This is a genomic window from Paracoccus sp. J56 (assembly GCF_019633685.1).
Lineage (GTDB): Bacteria > Pseudomonadota > Alphaproteobacteria > Rhodobacterales > Rhodobacteraceae > Paracoccus > Paracoccus kondratievae.
The window spans coordinates 180,204-197,272 of sequence record NZ_JAFL01000002.1 but is presented as its reverse complement, the minus strand read 5'-3'; the positions used below and the strand labels follow the sequence as shown (position 1 = coordinate 197,272).

The following is a 17,069-nucleotide window of genomic DNA, read 5'->3' as shown; positions in this document are numbered from 1 at the left end:
CCATGCTGCTTTGCATCGACACCGGCAACACGAACACGGTCTTTTCAGTCTGGGACGGCGAACAATTCGTCGGCATGTGGCGTATTTCGACCGACCACCGGCGTACTGCGGATGAATATTTCGTCTGGCTGTCCACACTGATCTCATTGCAAAAGCTTGAGCTGAACATCGACAGCTGCATCATCAGTTCAACCGCGCCGCGGGTGGTGTTCAACCTGCGCGTGCTGTGCAACCGCTATTTTGACACCCGCCCGCTGGTTGTGGGCAAGCCTGACTGCCTGTTGCCGGTGGCCCCCCGGGTTGATTTTGGCACGGTGGTCGGTCCCGACCGGCTGGTGAACACCTGGGGCGCATTCCACCGCCACGGTCCCGATCTGATCGTGGTCGATTTTGGCACTGCGACGACTTTTGATGTGGTCGACACGGATGGCGCCTATGTCGGAGGCGTCATTGCGCCGGGGGTGAACCTGTCGCTTGAGGCACTGCATATGGGGGCGGCCAGCCTGCCTCATGTCGATGTGACTATGCCGCCCAAGGTAATTGGCACAAATACGGTGGCTTGTATCCAGTCGGGCATTTACTGGGGTTATATCGGCCTTGTGCAGGGCGTGGTGGACAAGATCCGCGAAGAGCGAGGCCGCCAGATGAAGGTCGTCGCGACCGGGGGGCTTGCGCCGCTGTTCGACCAGGGCTTTGATCTGTTCGACGCGATCGAGGACGACCTGACCATGCATGGGCTGCGCCTCATTCACGATTATAACAAGGAGATGGGCAATGGCTGAGCGCCTGATCTATCTGCCGCTGGGCGGCGCGGGCGAAATCGGCATGAACGCCTATGTCTATGGCTATGGCGAGCCGGGACGAGAGCGGCTGATCGTCGTCGATCTGGGCGTTACCTTTGGCGATATGGAATCCGCCCCGGGTATCGATCTGATCATGGCCGATGTGTCATGGCTTGAGACGAACCGCGACCGGATCGACGCAATCTTTATCACCCACGGGCATGAGGATCACGTTGGCGCACTTGGCCTTTTGTGGCCAAAGCTGCAAAAGCCTGTGCATTGCCGCCGCTTTACCGGTGCCTTGGCGCGGCTGAAGCTGGAAGAGGTGGGCCAGCCGACCGACCAGATACATATTCACGCTCCGCGGCCTGACGTGGTGACGGCAGGTCCCTTCCGTGTGCAATTCGTGCCGGTCAGCCATTCTATTCCCGAAAGTTCGGCCCTGATCATCGACACGCCGGCAGGTCGGATCGTCCATACGGGTGACTTTAAGCTGGACGGAACGCCAGTGGTGGGTGAGCCCTTTGACCCGATGGTCTGGCACGAGATTGCCAACGAAGGGCAGGGGGTCAAGGTCCTGACCTGCGATTCGACCAACGTGTTTTCCCCCCATCCCGGCCGGTCCGAGGCGCTTTTGGCCAATCCGCTGCTGGATTTCGTCATCGCGCAGCGCCAGATGGTGGTGGCCACGACCTTTGCCAGCAACATTGCCCGGCTCAAGACGCTGGCCGAGGCAGGCGTTACCGCGGGGCGCAAGATCTGCCTTTTGGGCCGCGCCATGCGCCGCATGATCACCGTTGCAATCGAAACCGGCGTGTTGACCAACTTCCCCCCGGTGATCGGACCGGAAGAGGCCTCGGAACTGCCGCGCGACAAGGTGATGCTGATCGTCACCGGCAGTCAGGGCGAACGGCGCGCTGCGAGTGCCCAGTTGTCGCGTGGCCGCTATCTGGGCATTGACCTGAAAGAGGGCGACAGTTTCCTTTTCAGTTCACGCACCATTCCGGGGAATGAGCGCGGCGTCATCCGCATCATGAATGCGCTGTCGGAAAAGGGCGTGGACCTGTTTGATGCCGATGACGGGGTTTACCACGTTTCGGGCCACGCCAACCGCCCCGATATCGAGGCGGTGCATGATCTGTTGAAGCCGCAGATGGTTATTCCGATGCATGGCGAACACATGCATCTGCGCGAGCATGCCAAGCTGGCCGAGGCGCGCGGCATTCCGGCGGCAGTGGCGACGAACGGTACCATGCTGGACCTGTCCGGGACCGCGCCGCGGGTGGTCGATCAGATCGACACCGGCAGGCTGTATCTGGATGGTTCGGTGCTGATCGGTGCCATGGATGGCGTGGTGCGCGACCGCATCCGCATGGCGCTGAACGGTCATGCCATGGTCTCGGTCATCGTTGATGAGGATGACACGCCCTTGCCCGACGCCTGGGTTGAACTGTCCGGTCTGCCTGAACGGGGCCGTGGCGGTGCACCGCTGGCCGAGAATATCGAGGCTGCGCTGGCCGATTTCCTTGAGCGTGCCGATGATCGGACCGTCATGGATGACGAGCGGCTGGAAGAGGGCATCCGCCGCCTTACCCGTCAGGTCTCGATGGAAGAGATCGGCAAGAAGCCCGAGGTGACGGTGGTCATCTCGCGTCTGGCTGCCGAATGATCTGAGAGCATGGGCCGGTCCCGGCCGGCCCACCCGAGAAAGAGCATGAGCGAATTCGACCCGAAACCTCCGCGCCGTAACTTTTACGGCCGCCGTCATGGCAAAACTCTGCGCCAGAGCCAAAAGGGCTATCTGTCCGAGGATCTGGGCAACCTGCGCCCGCGCGGCATTACCCTTGATGAAAACCCCGAACGCAAGCCGATCGATCTGGCCCAGATCTTTGGCGATGACCGCCCGGTCTGGCTGGAGGTCGGCTTTGGCGGGGGCGAACATATGGTTCACATGGCCGCCCGCTATCCCCAGATCGGGATCATTGGCTGTGAGCCCTTTATCAACGGCGTCGCGATGCTGCTGGGCAAGATCCGCGCGGCGGGGGTGTCGAATGTCAGCGTCCATCCGGGCGATGCCCGCGATCTGATGGATGTCCTGCCCGAAGGCTCGATCAGCAAGGCGTTCCTGAACTATCCCGACCCTTGGCCCAAGGCGCGCCACCACCGCCGCCGTTTCGTCACGCCCGAACATCTGATCCCACTTTACCGGGTGATGAAGCCGGGGGCCGAATTCCGCGTAGCGACCGACATTCCTGATTATGTCCGCCAGACGCTGGAAGAGGTTCCGCAGGCCGGTTTCGAGCTGATCTCGGAAGGGAAAGACGCCTGGGACGACTGGCTGTCCACGCGCTATGAGCAAAAGGCCCTGCGCGAAGGACGGGTGCCGCATTACGTCACCTTTCGCCGCAAGGGCTGAAAGCTTCGGGGCCGATTGCATAGGCCAGCCGTGACCGCTATCACCTTGCGCGACACGTACAAGGGGGCCTTCATGTCACATTCCGCCGAACCGCTTCCGATGATTGCCCGCCGCTCGGGCCCCCTGAAGGGTGAGGCCAAGGTGCCGGGCGACAAGTCGATCAGCCACCGCGCGCTGATCCTTGGTGCCCTGGCTGTGGGAGAGACCCATATCACCGGCCTTCTGGAAGGTCAGGACGTTCTGGACACAGCCAAAGCCATGCAGGCCTTTGGCGCGCGTGTCGAACGTCTGGGAGAGGGTGAGTGGTTGGTGAACGGCGTCGGCGTCGGCGGCTTTTCCGAGCCTGAGGGCGTGATTGACTGCGGCAACTCGGGTACCGGTGTCCGGCTGATCATGGGTGCGATGGCGACGACCCCGGTCACCGCGACCTTCACCGGCGACGCCAGCCTGTCGCGGCGCCCGATGGGGCGCGTGACTGACCCGCTGGAGCTGTTTGGCTGCGAGGTAACAGCGCGCGAGGGCAAGCGGCTGCCTGTCACGATCAAGGGCGCGGCGGATCCGGTGCCCGTGCGTTACAAGACGCCGGTTGCCTCGGCCCAGATCAAATCGGCGGTGCTGCTTGCTGCGCTGAATGCCCCGGGTGAAACCGTGGTGATCGAATCCGAGCCGACCCGCGACCATACCGAGCGTATGCTTGCGGGCTTTGGCGCCACGATCTCGACCGAGGTGACGGATGAAGGGCAGGTTATCACCCTGCGAGGCCGGCCCGAACTGCGGCCGCAGCCGGTTGTTGTTCCGCGCGACCCTTCAAGTGCGGCTTTCCCGGTGGCTGCGGCGCTGATCGTTCCGGGCTCCGAGATTCGTGTGCCCGGCGTCAGCCGCAACCCGACGCGGGATGGGCTGTATGTCACCCTGCTTGAAATGGGGGCTGACATCCGCTTTGAAAATCCGCGTGAAGAGGGGGGCGAGCCGGTGGCCGATCTGGTCGTCCGCCACGGCCCGCTTAAGGGTGTGACCGTTCCGCCCGAACGCGCGGCAAGCATGATCGACGAATTCCCGATCCTGTCCGTGATCGCCTGTTTCGCCGAAGGCACGACCGTCATGCAGGGGGTCCATGAGCTGCGCGTCAAGGAAAGCGACAGGATCGAGGCCATGGCCGTCGGCCTTGTCGCCAATGGTGCCGAGGTCGGGGCGACGGATGATACCATGACCGTGCATGGCAAGGGCGGACTTAAGGGCGGCGCGATTTGCGCGACCCATCTAGATCACCGCATCGCCATGTCCTTCCTTGTCGCGGGGCTTGCCTCGGAACAGCCGATCAGCGTCGATGACGGCAGTCCGATTGCGACTTCCTTCCCTGACTTCCTGCCCTTGATGAAGGGGCTGGGTGCGCAGATCGGCTAAACCTGCCGCGCGGGGGCTGCCGTGTCTGTCAGGCGCGGCTGTCCCGACCATTGGCAGGCTGACTCGTGTCATCACTGAGCAGCAGTTATGCGGACGATTTCGCGCATATATGCACGAGACTGGTGGGGGGTGAAAAATCCTCAGCCTTGTGCAATTGCCGGCCACTGAATTTGCTGGAGAATAAAGTTACTGACATACGGAAATGTCAGCTATGCGAAACAAAGCCGCTGGTCAGCGCAGCCAGCCATGCAAGATCCGCTCACCTTCCGAAGTGAAATTGATGATGCGCGACGCAGGCACCCGACGCGCCCATGATCTGGCGATCAGATGATCTAATATGGCCTTCCCCAGACGCCCGGCCAGATGCTGTCGCCGCTCGCTCCAGTCGAGGCAGGCACGGCACAGGGGTCGATTGCCTGGCGGAAGGCTATCAATATCCAGATCAATTTCGGCCAGTTTTTCCCTGCCGTAGCGGGTCACGGTCAGATCATTCGCCAACCACTCATCCGCCAGCATTTGCTTATAAAGCCGGACGCCCACCTCTCCAGCCAGATGATCGTAGCAGATGCGGGCCTTGCGCAGCGCCGGATCGCGCGGGCCGGTGCGCAACGAAGGCGCGGCATCGCTGGAAAACACCATCAGGGCTTCAAGCAGGCTGGCAACATTGGGGCCCGCCAGACGGAAGTAGCGGTGCCGGCCCTGCGCTTCGACCATCAGCACCTCGCCATCCACCAGTTTGGCAAGGTGAGAACTGGCGGTTTGTTTGGTGATCCCGCCAAGGCCGGCCAATTCGGTCGCGGTCAGGGCGCGCCCATCCATCAGCGCAATCAGCATCGTACTGCGGGCAGGATCGGCGACAAGGGCGGCGATGCGGGCGATATCGGGGCCTTCTCTCATGGTTCGATCCTAACCGAACCATCTGCTGCCGCCAATCGGGTAGGTCTGGGGTCAGCAAGAAAGGCCAGACCCATGATAACCTGCGTCATCACCTATGACATCGATCCGAACCGGCGTGAGCTGTTCGACCAATACGCCCGCAACTGGGGCGAATGCAGCCCGCGCTGCGGTGCTGATCTGATCGGCTATTTCGCCCCGCATGAGGGTTCGGCCTCGACCGCCTATGGCATTTATTCGCTGCCATCCCTTGCCGAATATGAAGCCTATCGGTCGCGGTTGGCGGCAGATCCACTGGGTCGGGAGAACTACGAATTCGCCAAACGTGAGGGCTTTATTCGCAGCGAGAACCGCCTTTTCGTCAAACTCGCTTCAGCTCCACATGGGGGTCGCACATGATTGCCGTCATTTTCGAAGCCTGGGTTCCCGGTGCGGCCCGGGCCGAATATCTTGATCTGGCGACCGGGCTGCGCCCGCTGCTGGCGGATCTGGATGGCTTTATCTCCATCGAGCGGTTCCAGAGCCTGACCAATCCCGGCAAGGTCCTGTCGCTGTCCTTCTGGCGCGACGAAGCTGCGGTCGCGGCCTGGCGTAACCTGCCGGAGCACCGGCGCGTGCAGGTCGCTGGCCGCGATCATGTCTTTGCCGATTACCATCTGCGTATCGCCGCAGTGACGCGGGACTACAGCATGACAGCCCGCGCCGAGGCTCCGGCCGACAGCCGCGCGATCCACAAGGAGACCTCCGATCATGTTTGACCTTGAGTTCCATCTGGAAAACCGTCCCGGTGCGCTGGCAGAGCTTGGCGAGGCGATGGGGCGCGCCGGGGTTTCTTTCGAGGGTGGTGGGGTATTCAGCCATGGCGGGACGTCCATCGCACACTTCCTGTTTCGCGATGGCGAGGCTGCAGCCAGTGCCGCGAAAGACGCCGGGATCGCGGTCGCGGCGATCTGCACACCGATCATCCGTAAGCTGAAACAGGGCACTCCGGGCCAGTTGGGCGCGATCTCGCGCGCATTGGCCGAGGCAGGCGTGAATATACTGGTTCAGTATTCCGACCATCATAATCAGCTTGTTCTGGTCTGTGACAGCGAAGAACTGGCGGGAAATGCGACCACCGGATGGCCCGCCGATGAATGACTGCTAAGGGCTCTTCGTACGGATGGCCTGACCTGGCTGCAGGGCAGGAATCTGACAGAAAATCGAAAGTATCCGACAGACGACAGAGCCGCTGCTGTGGCAGCGGCTCTTTGATCACTGGCTGTGTCATGTGGGACGGGCCGCAACAAGGATGCGGCCCGATAGGCCTGCAAAGCGCATTAGTCGGCTTTGGCGGCCTCGGGGTAGCCGATCTGTCCCAGCGCCTTGCGGATTTCGTCCAGAACGGCGGGATCGTCGATGGTGGCCGGGGTCTTGAACTCTTCTCCATCGGCGATCTTGGCCATGGTGGCGCGCAGGATCTTGCCCGAGCGGGTCTTGGGCAGTCGATCCACGACGCAGGCCGATTTGAACGCCGCCACAGGACCGATCCGGTCGCGTACCAGCTGGACCACTTCGCGCACCACCTGGTCATGCGAGGTCGTTATCCCGGCCTTGAGGCAGAGGAATCCGACCGGAGACTGGCCCTTGAGGCTGTCCGCGACCCCGATTACCGCACATTCCGCAACGGCGGAGTGGCTGGCCAGAACCTCTTCCATTGCGCCGGTGGACAGGCGGTGGCCGGCGACGTTGATCACGTCATCGGTGCGGGCCATGATGTAAAGATAGCCGTCCTCATCTATATAGCCCGCGTCCCCAGTTTCATAATAGCCGGGGAAGTGGTCGAGGTAGGATTTGCGGAACCGCTCTTCGGCGTTCCACAGCGTCGGCAGCGTGCCGGGAGGCAGGGGCAGCTTGATCGCAATGGCTCCAAGCGTGCCTGCGGGTACCGGGTGGCCTGCCTCATCCAGCACCTGCACGTCATAGCCGGGCATCGGCACCGAAGGGCTGCCCGGTTTGATCGGCAAGGTCTCGATCCCCATCGGGTTCGCGGCGATGGCCCAGCCGGTTTCGGTCTGCCACCAGTGGTCGATCACCGGTACGCCCAGATGCTCCTGCGCCCATTGCACCGTATCGGGATCGGCGCGTTCACCGGCAAGGAACAACGCCTGCAGATCGTGCAGCTTATAGCGACGGATCCAGTCGCCGTTCGGGTCCTCGCGGCGGATGGCGCGCAGCGCGGTCGGCGCGGTGAAAAAGCTTTTAATGCGAAGGTTCTGGATGGTGCGCCAGAAGACGCCGGGATGCGGGGTGCCGACCGGCTTGCCCTCGAATACGACGGTGGTGGCACCCGCGATCAGCGGGCCGTAGCAGATATAGCTGTGGCCAACTACCCAGCCGACATCCGAGGCGGCCCAGAAACGGTCTCCGGCCTCGATGTTATAGATATTTGTCATCGACCATTGCAGCGCGACCAGATGGCCGGCGGTGTGGCGCACGACGCCCTTGGGCTGGCCAGTCGTGCCCGAGGTGTAAAGGATATAGGCGGGGTGGTTACCCTCGACCGGGACACAGTCGGCGGGTTTCACGCCATATTGAAAGCCGTGCCAGGAAAAGTCGCGGCCTTCGACCAGCTTGGCAACCTCTTGTTCGCGCTGGAAGATCACGCAGAACTCGGGCTTGTGGCTGGACATGTCGATGGCGGCGTCAAGCAGTGGCTTGTAGTGAACGACCCGGTTTGGTTCGAGCCCGCAAGAGGCCGCGATGATCGCCTTGGGCTGACAATCGTCGATGCGTACCGCCAATTCATTGGCCGCAAAGCCGCCAAAGACCACCGAGTGGACGGCACCCAAGCGGGTGCAGGCCAGCATCGCCTCGATCGCTTCGGGGATCATCGGCATATAGATGATGACGCGATCGCCCTTTTCGACGCCACGCATACGCAGCGCGCCGGCCAGTGAGGCAACGCGGTCGCGTAACTGACGGTAGGTGATCCCCTTGGTGGTCAGGGTGATCGGGCTTTCATGCCAGATGGCGATCTGGTCGCCGCGCCCCGCCAGGACATGGCGGTCCACCGCATTCCAGCAGGTGTTCACCAGCCCGTCCGAGAACCATTCGTAGATCGGGGCCTTGTCGTCAAAAAGCGCCTTTGAGGGTTTTTGCTTCCAGTCGATGGCCTCGGCGGCCTGCATCCAGAACCCCTCAGGATCGGCCTGCCACGCGGAATATATCTCGCGGTATCCCATGAAAACAACTCTCCTCCCCGAATGGATGGGTGGAGTTACGCGTGAGGTGGGGAGGGGCGCAAGGATGTTAACGCCCACAGCCCGCTATGCGACAGAAACTTGTGCGGTCTGTCGCCAAAGCGGGGGAAATAATTTTGCAAAGAAAAAATGAGTTTGCAGTGTGATGCAAACTCTGCCGCCTTTTGCAAAATGAAGCAGGGCAAGGGGTGGGCTGCGGTAGAATCACCGCAGCCCCATGGCTTAGCGATAGTGATCGACCGGCGTGCCGGCGATCGCGCTCATATTCAAAAGGCCGCGGGTGGTGATCGAGGGCGTGACGATATGGGCGCGGTTGCCCATACCCATCAGGATCGGCCCGACCTCAAGCCCGTTGGCCTTGAGCTTCAGCGCGTTGCGCACGCCCGATGCCGCATCGGTGCCCGAAAAGACCAGCGTATTTGCCGCCCCTTCCAGGATCGAGCGCGGCAACAGCCGTTCGCGGATTGATGGATCCAGCGCCGAGTCGACGTGCATTTCACCGTCAAAGATGAAGTCCACGCCGCGCGAGTGCAGGATCTCCATCGCAGCGCGCATCTTGACGCCGGTTTCGTTGTCGAGGTTGCCGAATTGCGAATGGCTGCACAGCGCGACCTTGGGCGTGACGCCAAAGCGGCGCACGTGGCGGGCGGCACCGATAGCGGCCTCGGCCACCTGTTCGGGCGTGGGGTTATGATGGACCTGAGTGTCGGCGATAAAGAGCGGCCCGTCCTCAAGGATCATCAGCGACAGCGCGCCATGCGGGCACAGCCCGTCCCGGGCGAGCACCTGGCTGACGTAATTCAGGTGCCAGCTATATTGGCCGAAAGTGCCGCAGATCAGGCTGTCAGCCTCGCCCCGGTGAACCATGACCGCACCGATGGCGGTGGTATTGGTGCGCATGATCGCGCGGGCGATGTCGGGGGTGACACCGCGCCGGGCCATCAGATCGTGATAGGTGCCCCAATAGTCGCGATAACGGGGGTCGTTCTCGGGGTTCACGATCTCAAAGTCGCGGCCGGGGCGGATCGGCAGGCCGGCGCGTTCGGCGCGCATGGCGATCACCTCGGGACGGCCGATCAGGATCGGCGCGTCGGTGGTTTCCTCCAGCATCGCATTGGCGGCGCGCAGCACCCGTTCATCCTCGCCCTCGGCAAAGACGATGCGGCGCTTGGCGGTTGCAGCGGCCTCAAAGACCGGGCGCATGATCATCGCCGAGCGGAAGACCGAGCCGTCAAGCTTGCGTTTGTAGACGGCGATATTGTCAAGCGGACGGGTGGCGACGCCGGTCTCCATCGCCGCCTTGGCGACAGCGGATGAGACCACGCCGATCAGACGTGGGTCAAAGGGTTTCGGGATCAGATAATCCGCACCAAAGGTCAGCGTTTCGCCCCGATAGGCCATGGCTGCTTCGGCACTGGTGGTGGCGCGGGCAAGCGCGGCGATCCCTTCGATACAGGCAAGCTGCATCTCGTCGTTGATCGTGGTCGCGCCGACGTCCAGCGCACCCCGAAAGATAAAGGGAAAGCACAGAACGTTGTTGACCTGGTTGGGATAATCGCTGCGGCCCGTGGCGATGATCGCATCCGGGGCGACGGCGCGGGCATCCTCGGGCAGGATCTCGGGTGTCGGGTTCGCCAGCGCAAAGATGATTGGACGCTTGGCCATTTTGGCGACCATTTCAGGTTTCAGGACACCGGGACCGGAAAGGCCAAGGAACAGGTCCGCGCCATCGATCACCTGATCGAGCGTGCGCAGATCGGATTTCTGCGCATATTCGGCCTTTTGCGGCGTCATTTCCTCGGTCCGGCCCTCATAGACGAGGCCGGCGATATCGCAGAGCCAGACGTTCTCGCGCTTGACGCCCAGTTTCAGCAGCATGTTCAGGCAGGCAATGCCTGCTGCGCCACCGCCGGTCGAGACGACCTTGATATCCTGGAACCGCTTGCCGGCGATATGCAGCGCATTGGTCGCCGCCGCGCCGACCACGATGGCGGTGCCGTGCTGGTCGTCGTGAAAGACCGGGATGTTCATCCGCTCGCGGCACAGTTTCTCGACGATAAAACAGTCGGGGGCCTTGATATCCTCAAGGTTGATGGCGCCGAAGGTCGGTTCAAGCGCGCAGACGATATCGGCCAGCTTTTCGGGGTCCGATTCGTTCACCTCGATATCGAAACAGTCGATATTGGCGAATTTCTTGAACAGGACCGCCTTACCCTCCATCACGGGTTTTGAGGCCAGCGCACCGATATTGCCCAGCCCCAGCACGGCCGTACCGTTCGAGACAACGGCGACCAGATTGCCGCGCGAGGTATAGCGGGCAGCGGTGGCAGGATCGGCCTTGATTTCAAGGCAGGCTTCCGCCACGCCGGGCGAATAGGCGCGGCTAAGGTCGCGGCCGTTGGCAAGGGGCTTGGTTGCGCGCACCTCCAGCTTACCTGGGCGCGGAAATTCGTGATAATCCAATGCCGCCTGCCTGGCGTTGTCCTGCCTGCGTTCTTCCATGGCCAGACCCTCTCCTCTCAAGATGGTTCAGCGTTAAACTATTTCTTCGCCGGGGAACAGGGGGCATTGCGAGCCGGGGGCGGGACTGCGCCGCTCTTGCATCGTGGGGGGCGGGCGCGCAAACTCATTATCCGGGAAAAGGGCAGGGAAAGGTGGACCATGGCGCTTTTGGATGCGGCTCGTGATGTGCGCGAAAGGGCCTATGCGCCCTATTCCAATTTCAAGGTCGGCGCGGCGGTTCGCGGTGCCTCGGGCAGGGTCTATGCCGGCTGTAATGTTGAGAATGTCGCTTACCCCGAGGGCACCTGCGCCGAGGCCGGGGCTATCGCTGCGATGATCGCAGCGGGCGAGACCGAGATTGTCGAGGTTGCGGTTATCGCCGACTCGCAGGGGCCGGTGCCGCCTTGTGGCGGCTGCCGACAGAAGCTTGCCGAATTCGGGCGTCCCGAAACCCCGGTGCTGCTGGCGACCATCCGAGGGACCGAGCTTGCCACCACGATCGGCGAGCTGCTGCCCGGTCGCTTTGGTATCAGTCATATGTCGGGTACGGAATGACCCCCGAGGCCTCGCGCCATGATCCGCGTCCGGTGATTGCTGCCGTCCGCGATGGGCATGGGCTGGATGCGGCGGGTGCGGGGCTGATCGCGCGCGGGCTGGCCGATGGCTCGGTCAGTGACGCCCAGGCGGCCGCGTTTGCCATGGCGGTGCTGCTGCGCGGGCTGGATAAGGGCGGTCGCGTGGCGCTGACCCGGGCGATGCGTGATTCCGGTCATGTCATGCGATGGGATCTGCCGGGGCCGGTGGTGGACAAGCATTCGACCGGAGGGATTGGCGATACGGTCAGCCTGATCCTTGCCCCTTTGGTTGCCAGCTGCGGGGGCTATGTGCCGATGATCTCGGGGCGCGGGCTTGGCCATACCGGCGGCACGCTGGATAAGCTTGAGGCCATACCGGGTTTCCGCACCGCGCTGTCTGAGAAAGAGTTTCGCCGCGTCACCGCCGGGGCCGGCTGCGCAATTGTTGCCGCGGGGCCTGAACTTGCCCCCGCCGATGCGCGGCTTTACGCGATCCGCGATGAAAGCGCGACGGTCGGTTCGGTGGATCTGATCACCGCGTCGATCCTGTCAAAGAAACTGGCGGCGGGGCTTGATGCGCTGATCTTGGATGTCAAACAGGGCAGTGGTGCCTTTCTGCGCAACCCCGAGGCGGCGCAGGACCTGGCGCGTGCGCTGGTCGATACGGCCAAGGGCGCAGGTTGCCGCGCCCGCGCCTATGTCACCGACATGGATCAGCCGCTGGCCCGCGCCGCCGGCAATGCGTTGGAACTGCGCGAGGCGATCGTAGCCCTGACCGGTGGGCAAGGTGCGTTGCGGGATCTGTCGCTGGCGCTGTCCTCGGCCTGCCTTGATCTGGCCGGGCTATCCGATGGCACATTGCAGGCGCTGGAAAGTGGCGCTGCGGCTGAACGTTTCGCCCGCATGGTTGCCGCGCAGGGTGGCCCGACCGACCTGCTGGAACATCCCGACCGCTATCTGCCACCTGCACCGGTGGTGCGTGCCGTGCCCGGTCGCGGTCGGGTTGCCGCCATAGATACCGAGGCGCTTGGCCATGCCGTTGTCGCTTTGGGCGGCGGGCGGCTGCGTGCCGGTGACCGGATTGACCCGCGGGTAGGGCTTGCAGAACTGCTCCGCATCGGCGAGACGGCGGATGAGGGGCGCCCGCTGGCGCTGGTCCATGCCGCAACAGAGGCGGCGGCCGAGGCGGCGGTTGCCTCAGTCGCGGCTGCCTATCTGCTGGGCGATGGGCCGGAACCGGGTCCCCTGATCCGCAGCGAGGTGACATGACCGACAGACGCGCTGTCCTGATCGTGATGGATTCGGTGGGCATCGGCGGTGCCCCGGATGCGGCTGCCTATTTCAATGACGGGCTGCCCGATACCGGCGCGAATACGCTGGCCCATATCGCCCAGACGCGGCCGCTGCATCTGCCTCATCTGGACGCGCTGGGGCTTGGTGCCGCGATCCGCCTGGCAAGCGGGGCCGAGGCCCCCGGTCTTGACGCGGTCCCGCAGGGGCTTTGGGGGGCCGCAACCGAGGTTTCGCGCGGCAAGGACACCCCCTCGGGTCATTGGGAGATTGCGGGCGTTCCCGTGCCTTGGGACTGGCACTATTTCCCGGATACCCACCCGTCCTTTCCAGCCGATCTGACCGCGAATATCGCCCGTGCCGCCGGCACCGATGGCATTCTTGGCAACGAACACGCCTCGGGGACCGAGATCATCGCCCGCCTTGGCGCCGAGCATCTGCGCACAGGCCGGCCAATCTGCTATACCTCGGCCGATAGTGTGTTGCAGATCGCTGCGCATGAAGAGCACTTTGGCCTCGACCGACTTTATCGGCTCTGCGAAGCGGTGGCGGCCATGGTCCATCCGATGCGCGTCGGGCGGGTCATCGCCCGGCCGTTTCTTGGGGCTGAGGGCAGTTTTACCCGCACTCCGAACCGCCGCGATTATGCCATCGCTCCGCCGGCGCCGACACTGCTTGACCTCGCGCACGAGGCCGGTCGCATTACCCATGCCATCGGCAAGATCGGCGATATCTTCTCGCATCGCGGCATCTCGCATCTGCACAAGGGGCGCTCGGACGCCGACCTTGCCGATCATCTGCTGCGGCTTGCTGATGAGGCCGCGCCGGGCAGCCTGATCTTTGCCAATTTCGTCGAGTTTGACAGCCTTTATGGCCACCGTCGCGATGTCGAGGGCTATGCAGAGGCGCTGGAATGGTTTGATGGCGTTGCCGGGGCGCTGATGGCCCGGCTGCGTCCGGGGGATCTGGCGATTTTTACTGCCGACCACGGCAATGACCCGACCTGGCACGGCACCGACCACACCCGCGAGCGTGTGCCGGTCTTGGGCTGGGGCTATGGTGCGCGCGCGATCGGGCAGGTGGGTTTTGCCGATATTGCCGCCTCGGTTGCCGCCCATCTCGGCCTGCCGCCCGCCGGTCCGGGGAGATCGTTTCTATGAAATCGCTGAAAAAGATCGAACTGCATCTGCATCTGGAAGGCGCGGCACCTCCAGCCTTTATCCGCGCGCTAGCCGCTGAAAAACATCAGGATATCGGTCACATCTTTGATGAGCGCGGTGCCTATTCCTATAACGGATTCAATGAGTTTCTTCGCGTATATGAGGCTGCGACCTCGGTTTTGACTGCGCCGCGCGACTATGCCCGGCTCGTGACCGAAGTGCTTGGCAATTGCGCCGAAGAGGGCGCGATCTATGCCGAAGTTTTCGTCTCGCCCGAGTTCTGCGGTGGGGCGGATCTGACGGCATGGCGCGACTACCTCGCAGCCATGGAAGAGGCAGCCGCCGAGGCGGAGCGCAGCGGCATCACCAGTCGCGCCATCCTGACCTGCATCCGCCATTTCGGCCCCGAGCGCGCCAGGAAAACCGCGATCTGCGCGGCCGAGACTTCGGGTAGCTGGGTCACAGGATTTGGCATCGGCGGGGCCGAGAGCGCGGGTGAGCTAAGCGACTTCGCCTGGGCCTTCGATTGCGCGCGCGAGGCGGGGCTGGGCCTGACCGCACATGCTGGCGAATGGCGGGGACCCGGGTCCGTCCGCGACGCGCTTGCCCTTGGTGTCACCCGCATTGGCCATGGTATCCGCGCCATTGAGGATGCCGCGCTGCTTAGCGATATTGCCGCGCGCGGTGTGACGCTGGAGGTCTGCCCCGGCTCGAATATTGCGCTGGGGATAGTGCCCGGCTGGCCCGCCCATCCTATCGCGCGGCTGGCCGATGCTGGCGTGCGCGTCACCGTCTCGACCGACGATCCGCCCTTTTTCCATACCACATTGTCGCAGGAATATCAGCGGCTTGCCGATGCTTTCGGTTGGGCCGAGGCCGAGTTTGGCCAGATGAACCTTTGGGCCGTCGAGGCGGCCTTCTGTGACGAGACCACCCGAACCCGCCTGCGAAAGGACCTCACATGACCCAAGCGCATCTGACCATCGTCGATCACCCGCTGGTGCAGCACAAGCTGACGCTTATGCGGGACAAAGGCACCTCGACCGCCGGTTTCCGCCGTCTTCTGCGCGAAATCAGCCTGTTGCTCGCCTATGAGATCACGCGTGAGCTTGAGATGACCACGGTGCGCATCCAGACCCCGCTGTGCGAGATGGAGGCCCCGACGCTTGAGGGAAAAAAGCTGGCGCTGATTTCGATCCTGCGGGCCGGGAACGGGCTGCTTGACGGTATCCTTGAGCTGATCCCGGCCGCCCGCGTCGGTTTCATCGGGCTTTACCGCGATCCCGAGACGCTGCAACCGGTGCAATACTATTCGAAAATCCCGAATGAACTGGACGCACGTATGACCATCGTGGTCGATCCGATGCTGGCTACCGGCAACTCATCGGTTGCGGCTATTGATCTGCTTAAGGCGGCGGGTGCGCGCAACCTGCGCTTTCTGTGCCTGCTTGCCTCTCCCGAAGGGGTCGCACGGATGCGCGAGGCCCATCCCGACGTGCCGATTGTGACGGCAGCCCTTGATGAGCGGCTGGACGATCACGGTTATATCGTCCCGGGTCTGGGGGATGCCGGAGACCGGATGTTCGGCACGAAATAAATCCGGATTAACGGGTTCTTCAGGGGTTCTGGCCTATTCCCGGATCGGATGAACGATTCGGGGATGGGATGATGCGGGTGATCCTGTGGCTCTTGCTGGTGCTGTTGCCGGGGCTGGCGTGGGCACGGGCCCTTTATCCGGCGGAAGAGCCGCCGCCGGGCTTCCCGGCCCAGCAATATATCGACAGCCGGGGCTGCGTCTTTGTCCACGCCGAAACAGGCGGATGGCAGGCGCGTCTTGCGCGCGACGGCTCGCCGATCTGCGGCTATCCCCCGACGCTTTCTGCCCGGGGGCTGGACGGCGCGCCCAGGTTGCGGGCGCTTGATCCGAATGCCGGCCGCAGCCGCGCGGAGCTGGTGGCAGAGGCGCTGACCCGGCAGGTCATTCCCAATCTGCAACCCGGTGAGCTGGCCGGCGACCCAAGGCCGCTTGAGCCGTTGCCCGACCGTGGACCTGAGCCTGCCTCATCTGTCCCGGTCGATGCACTGCGTGCTGCGTTGGTGGCGGCTCCGGGTGTGCGTCAAAGCATGGCCGGCGCTCTGCGCCCGAACCTCAGACTGTGCGAGTTGCTGGGCTATGATGGCAAACCGGGCGAGGCGCAGCTTGACGACCCTACCCGTGGTTATTGCACCGGCCTGTCCGAAGTGGAGCTGTCGCGGCTCAGCTTGACCCGCCCAATTGGCAGCGGAGCGCAAATGGCTTCTGCCGCCAGCAGCCCCAAATCCGACGCCTCGCCTCCGCAGGTTGCGCGGGTCGGGCACGGCCCCAAGGTTTCCGGGGCGAGGCCAACCGCCAGAAGCCCGTTGCCTGCGGCCAAGACACCCGTGCGGCCGTCCGGGATTCAAGCGACCCCGCCGCCGATGTCGCCCAAGGTTGGTCTGATCCCCGCAGGTGCGCGTTATGTGCAGGTCGGTACCTTTGCCCGGCCCGAAAATGCCGAACGTGCGATCAGACGTGTTGCCGGAATGGGTTATCCGGTCCTGCGCGGCAGGGATCAAATGGGCAGGCGCGAGGTCGAATACCTGATCGCTGGTCCTTTTCCTGATCGCGAAGGTATCGTCCGTGCGCTTGACCGGATTCGCAAGGCAGGGTTCCGCGATGCCTTCCCGCGCTGATAGGGTGGTGGGTAGGCGAAATACCATCACGCAATCAAGGCGTGGCCTGGGCCACCATCAGGTTCGCAGTGTCACCAGCCTGTTTCCTGTTG

General features: G+C 63.3%; 16 protein-coding genes. 13 read left to right on the top strand and 3 right to left on the bottom strand.

Going from position 1 to position 17,069, the window contains the following annotated elements; all coding sequences use genetic code 11:
• Window positions 1-2 precede the first annotated feature (2 nt).
• The 4 genes from M511_RS02465 (at window position 3) to aroA (ending at window position 4,602) form a co-directional block, all read left to right on the top strand.
• On the top strand, window positions 3-782 hold the full coding sequence (locus M511_RS02465; protein WP_085501275.1) for a type III pantothenate kinase: 780 nt from the start codon (window positions 3-5) through the stop codon (window positions 780-782).
• Entirely contained in the window at window positions 775-2,451 is a 1,677-nt protein-coding gene (locus tag M511_RS02460) for a ribonuclease J (protein WP_085501274.1), read from the top strand. Before M511_RS02465 ends, M511_RS02460 begins: the two co-directional genes overlap by 8 nt.
• 45 nt (window positions 2,452-2,496) lie before the next feature.
• The gene (gene trmB / locus M511_RS02455; protein WP_085501273.1) at window positions 2,497-3,198 is read left to right on the top strand and encodes a tRNA (guanosine(46)-N7)-methyltransferase TrmB; all 702 of its coding nucleotides are present in this window, start codon (window positions 2,497-2,499) and stop codon (window positions 3,196-3,198) included.
• A gap of 72 nt (window positions 3,199-3,270) precedes the next feature.
• A complete protein-coding gene (aroA, locus tag M511_RS02450; protein WP_010392892.1) occupies window positions 3,271-4,602 on the top strand; it encodes a 3-phosphoshikimate 1-carboxyvinyltransferase in 1,332 nt (443 codons plus the stop codon).
• 231 nt (window positions 4,603-4,833) lie between these two features.
• On the opposite strand, the gene M511_RS02445 is transcribed toward aroA, so the two are convergent.
• Entirely contained in the window at window positions 4,834-5,499 is a 666-nt protein-coding gene (locus M511_RS02445; protein WP_085501272.1) for an ArsR/SmtB family transcription factor, read from the bottom strand.
• A 72-nt stretch (window positions 5,500-5,571) separates the two neighbouring features.
• Between M511_RS02445 and M511_RS02440 the strand changes: the two genes are divergently transcribed.
• Genes M511_RS02440 through M511_RS02430 form a run of 3 tightly spaced genes read left to right on the top strand, consistent with a single transcriptional unit; the run spans window position 5,572 to window position 6,636 of the window.
• Window positions 5,572-5,895, top strand: a complete 324-nt coding sequence (locus M511_RS02440; protein ID WP_010392887.1) for an NIPSNAP family protein — start codon at window positions 5,572-5,574, stop codon at window positions 5,893-5,895.
• Window positions 5,892-6,254: an antibiotic biosynthesis monooxygenase family protein gene (locus M511_RS02435; RefSeq protein WP_085501271.1), complete on the top strand. Its 363-nt coding sequence runs from the start codon at window positions 5,892-5,894 to the stop codon at window positions 6,252-6,254. The genes M511_RS02440 and M511_RS02435 overlap by 4 nt, the downstream gene beginning before the upstream one ends.
• Window positions 6,247-6,636 carry an ACT domain-containing protein gene (locus M511_RS02430; protein WP_085501270.1) on the top strand — a complete coding sequence of 130 codons (390 nt, stop codon included), beginning with the start codon at window positions 6,247-6,249 and terminating at the stop codon, window positions 6,634-6,636. Before M511_RS02435 ends, M511_RS02430 begins: the two co-directional genes overlap by 8 nt.
• Window positions 6,637-6,815: 179 nt before the next feature.
• Here M511_RS02430 and M511_RS02425 read toward each other — a convergent pair whose 3' ends face one another.
• Window positions 6,816-8,720, bottom strand: a complete 1,905-nt coding sequence (locus tag M511_RS02425) for a propionyl-CoA synthetase (RefSeq protein WP_085501269.1) — start codon at window positions 8,718-8,720, stop codon at window positions 6,816-6,818.
• 240 nt (window positions 8,721-8,960) lie between these two features.
• Entirely contained in the window at window positions 8,961-11,240 is a 2,280-nt protein-coding gene (locus tag M511_RS02420) for an NADP-dependent malic enzyme (protein WP_010392880.1), read from the bottom strand.
• Window positions 11,241-11,399: 159 nt separating this feature from the next.
• Between M511_RS02420 and M511_RS02415 the strand changes: the two genes are divergently transcribed.
• From M511_RS02415 to M511_RS02390, 6 genes are all read left to right on the top strand, one after another.
• Complete coding sequence (locus tag M511_RS02415; protein WP_085501268.1) at window positions 11,400-11,795, top strand: cytidine deaminase; 396 nt, start codon at window positions 11,400-11,402, stop codon at window positions 11,793-11,795.
• Complete coding sequence (locus tag M511_RS02410) at window positions 11,792-13,084, top strand: thymidine phosphorylase (RefSeq protein ID WP_085501267.1); 1,293 nt, start codon at window positions 11,792-11,794, stop codon at window positions 13,082-13,084. Before M511_RS02415 ends, M511_RS02410 begins: the two co-directional genes overlap by 4 nt.
• Window positions 13,081-14,265 carry a phosphopentomutase gene (locus M511_RS02405; protein WP_085501266.1) on the top strand — a complete coding sequence of 395 codons (1,185 nt, stop codon included), beginning with the start codon at window positions 13,081-13,083 and terminating at the stop codon, window positions 14,263-14,265. The genes M511_RS02410 and M511_RS02405 overlap by 4 nt, the downstream gene beginning before the upstream one ends.
• Window positions 14,262-15,230, top strand: a complete 969-nt coding sequence (locus tag M511_RS02400; RefSeq protein WP_085501265.1) for an adenosine deaminase — start codon at window positions 14,262-14,264, stop codon at window positions 15,228-15,230. The genes M511_RS02405 and M511_RS02400 overlap by 4 nt, the downstream gene beginning before the upstream one ends.
• Window positions 15,227-15,862 carry a uracil phosphoribosyltransferase gene (gene upp, locus M511_RS02395; RefSeq protein WP_010392872.1) on the top strand — a complete coding sequence of 212 codons (636 nt, stop codon included), beginning with the start codon at window positions 15,227-15,229 and terminating at the stop codon, window positions 15,860-15,862. The genes M511_RS02400 and upp overlap by 4 nt, the downstream gene beginning before the upstream one ends.
• A gap of 68 nt (window positions 15,863-15,930) precedes the next feature.
• A complete protein-coding gene (locus tag M511_RS02390) occupies window positions 15,931-16,977 on the top strand; it encodes an SPOR domain-containing protein (protein ID WP_085501264.1) in 1,047 nt (348 codons plus the stop codon).
• The last annotated feature ends 92 nt before the right edge of the window (window positions 16,978-17,069 follow it).

What these genes read in the sequence shown, in the direction of transcription:
- M511_RS02465 (WP_085501275.1), top strand. Translation starts at nt 3, where the DNA reads ATGCTGCTTTGCATCGACACCGGCAACACGAACACGGTCTTTTCAGTC.
- M511_RS02460 (WP_085501274.1), top strand. Translation starts at nt 775, where the DNA reads ATGGCTGAGCGCCTGATCTATCTGCCGCTGGGCGGCGCGGGCGAAATC.
- trmB (WP_085501273.1), top strand. Translation starts at nt 2,497, where the DNA reads ATGAGCGAATTCGACCCGAAACCTCCGCGCCGTAACTTTTACGGCCGC.
- aroA (WP_010392892.1), top strand. Translation starts at nt 3,271, where the DNA reads ATGTCACATTCCGCCGAACCGCTTCCGATGATTGCCCGCCGCTCGGGC.
- M511_RS02445 (WP_085501272.1), bottom strand. Translation starts at nt 5,499, where the DNA reads ATGAGAGAAGGCCCCGATATCGCCCGCATCGCCGCCCTTGTCGCCGAT.
- M511_RS02440 (WP_010392887.1), top strand. Translation starts at nt 5,572, where the DNA reads ATGATAACCTGCGTCATCACCTATGACATCGATCCGAACCGGCGTGAG.
- M511_RS02435 (WP_085501271.1), top strand. Translation starts at nt 5,892, where the DNA reads ATGATTGCCGTCATTTTCGAAGCCTGGGTTCCCGGTGCGGCCCGGGCC.
- M511_RS02430 (WP_085501270.1), top strand. Translation starts at nt 6,247, where the DNA reads ATGTTTGACCTTGAGTTCCATCTGGAAAACCGTCCCGGTGCGCTGGCA.
- M511_RS02425 (WP_085501269.1), bottom strand. Translation starts at nt 8,720, where the DNA reads ATGGGATACCGCGAGATATATTCCGCGTGGCAGGCCGATCCTGAGGGG.
- M511_RS02420 (WP_010392880.1), bottom strand. Translation starts at nt 11,240, where the DNA reads ATGGAAGAACGCAGGCAGGACAACGCCAGGCAGGCGGCATTGGATTAT.
- M511_RS02415 (WP_085501268.1), top strand. Translation starts at nt 11,400, where the DNA reads ATGGCGCTTTTGGATGCGGCTCGTGATGTGCGCGAAAGGGCCTATGCG.
- M511_RS02410 (WP_085501267.1), top strand. Translation starts at nt 11,792, where the DNA reads ATGACCCCCGAGGCCTCGCGCCATGATCCGCGTCCGGTGATTGCTGCC.
- M511_RS02405 (WP_085501266.1), top strand. Translation starts at nt 13,081, where the DNA reads ATGACCGACAGACGCGCTGTCCTGATCGTGATGGATTCGGTGGGCATC.
- M511_RS02400 (WP_085501265.1), top strand. Translation starts at nt 14,262, where the DNA reads ATGAAATCGCTGAAAAAGATCGAACTGCATCTGCATCTGGAAGGCGCG.
- upp (WP_010392872.1), top strand. Translation starts at nt 15,227, where the DNA reads ATGACCCAAGCGCATCTGACCATCGTCGATCACCCGCTGGTGCAGCAC.
- M511_RS02390 (WP_085501264.1), top strand. Translation starts at nt 15,931, where the DNA reads ATGATGCGGGTGATCCTGTGGCTCTTGCTGGTGCTGTTGCCGGGGCTG.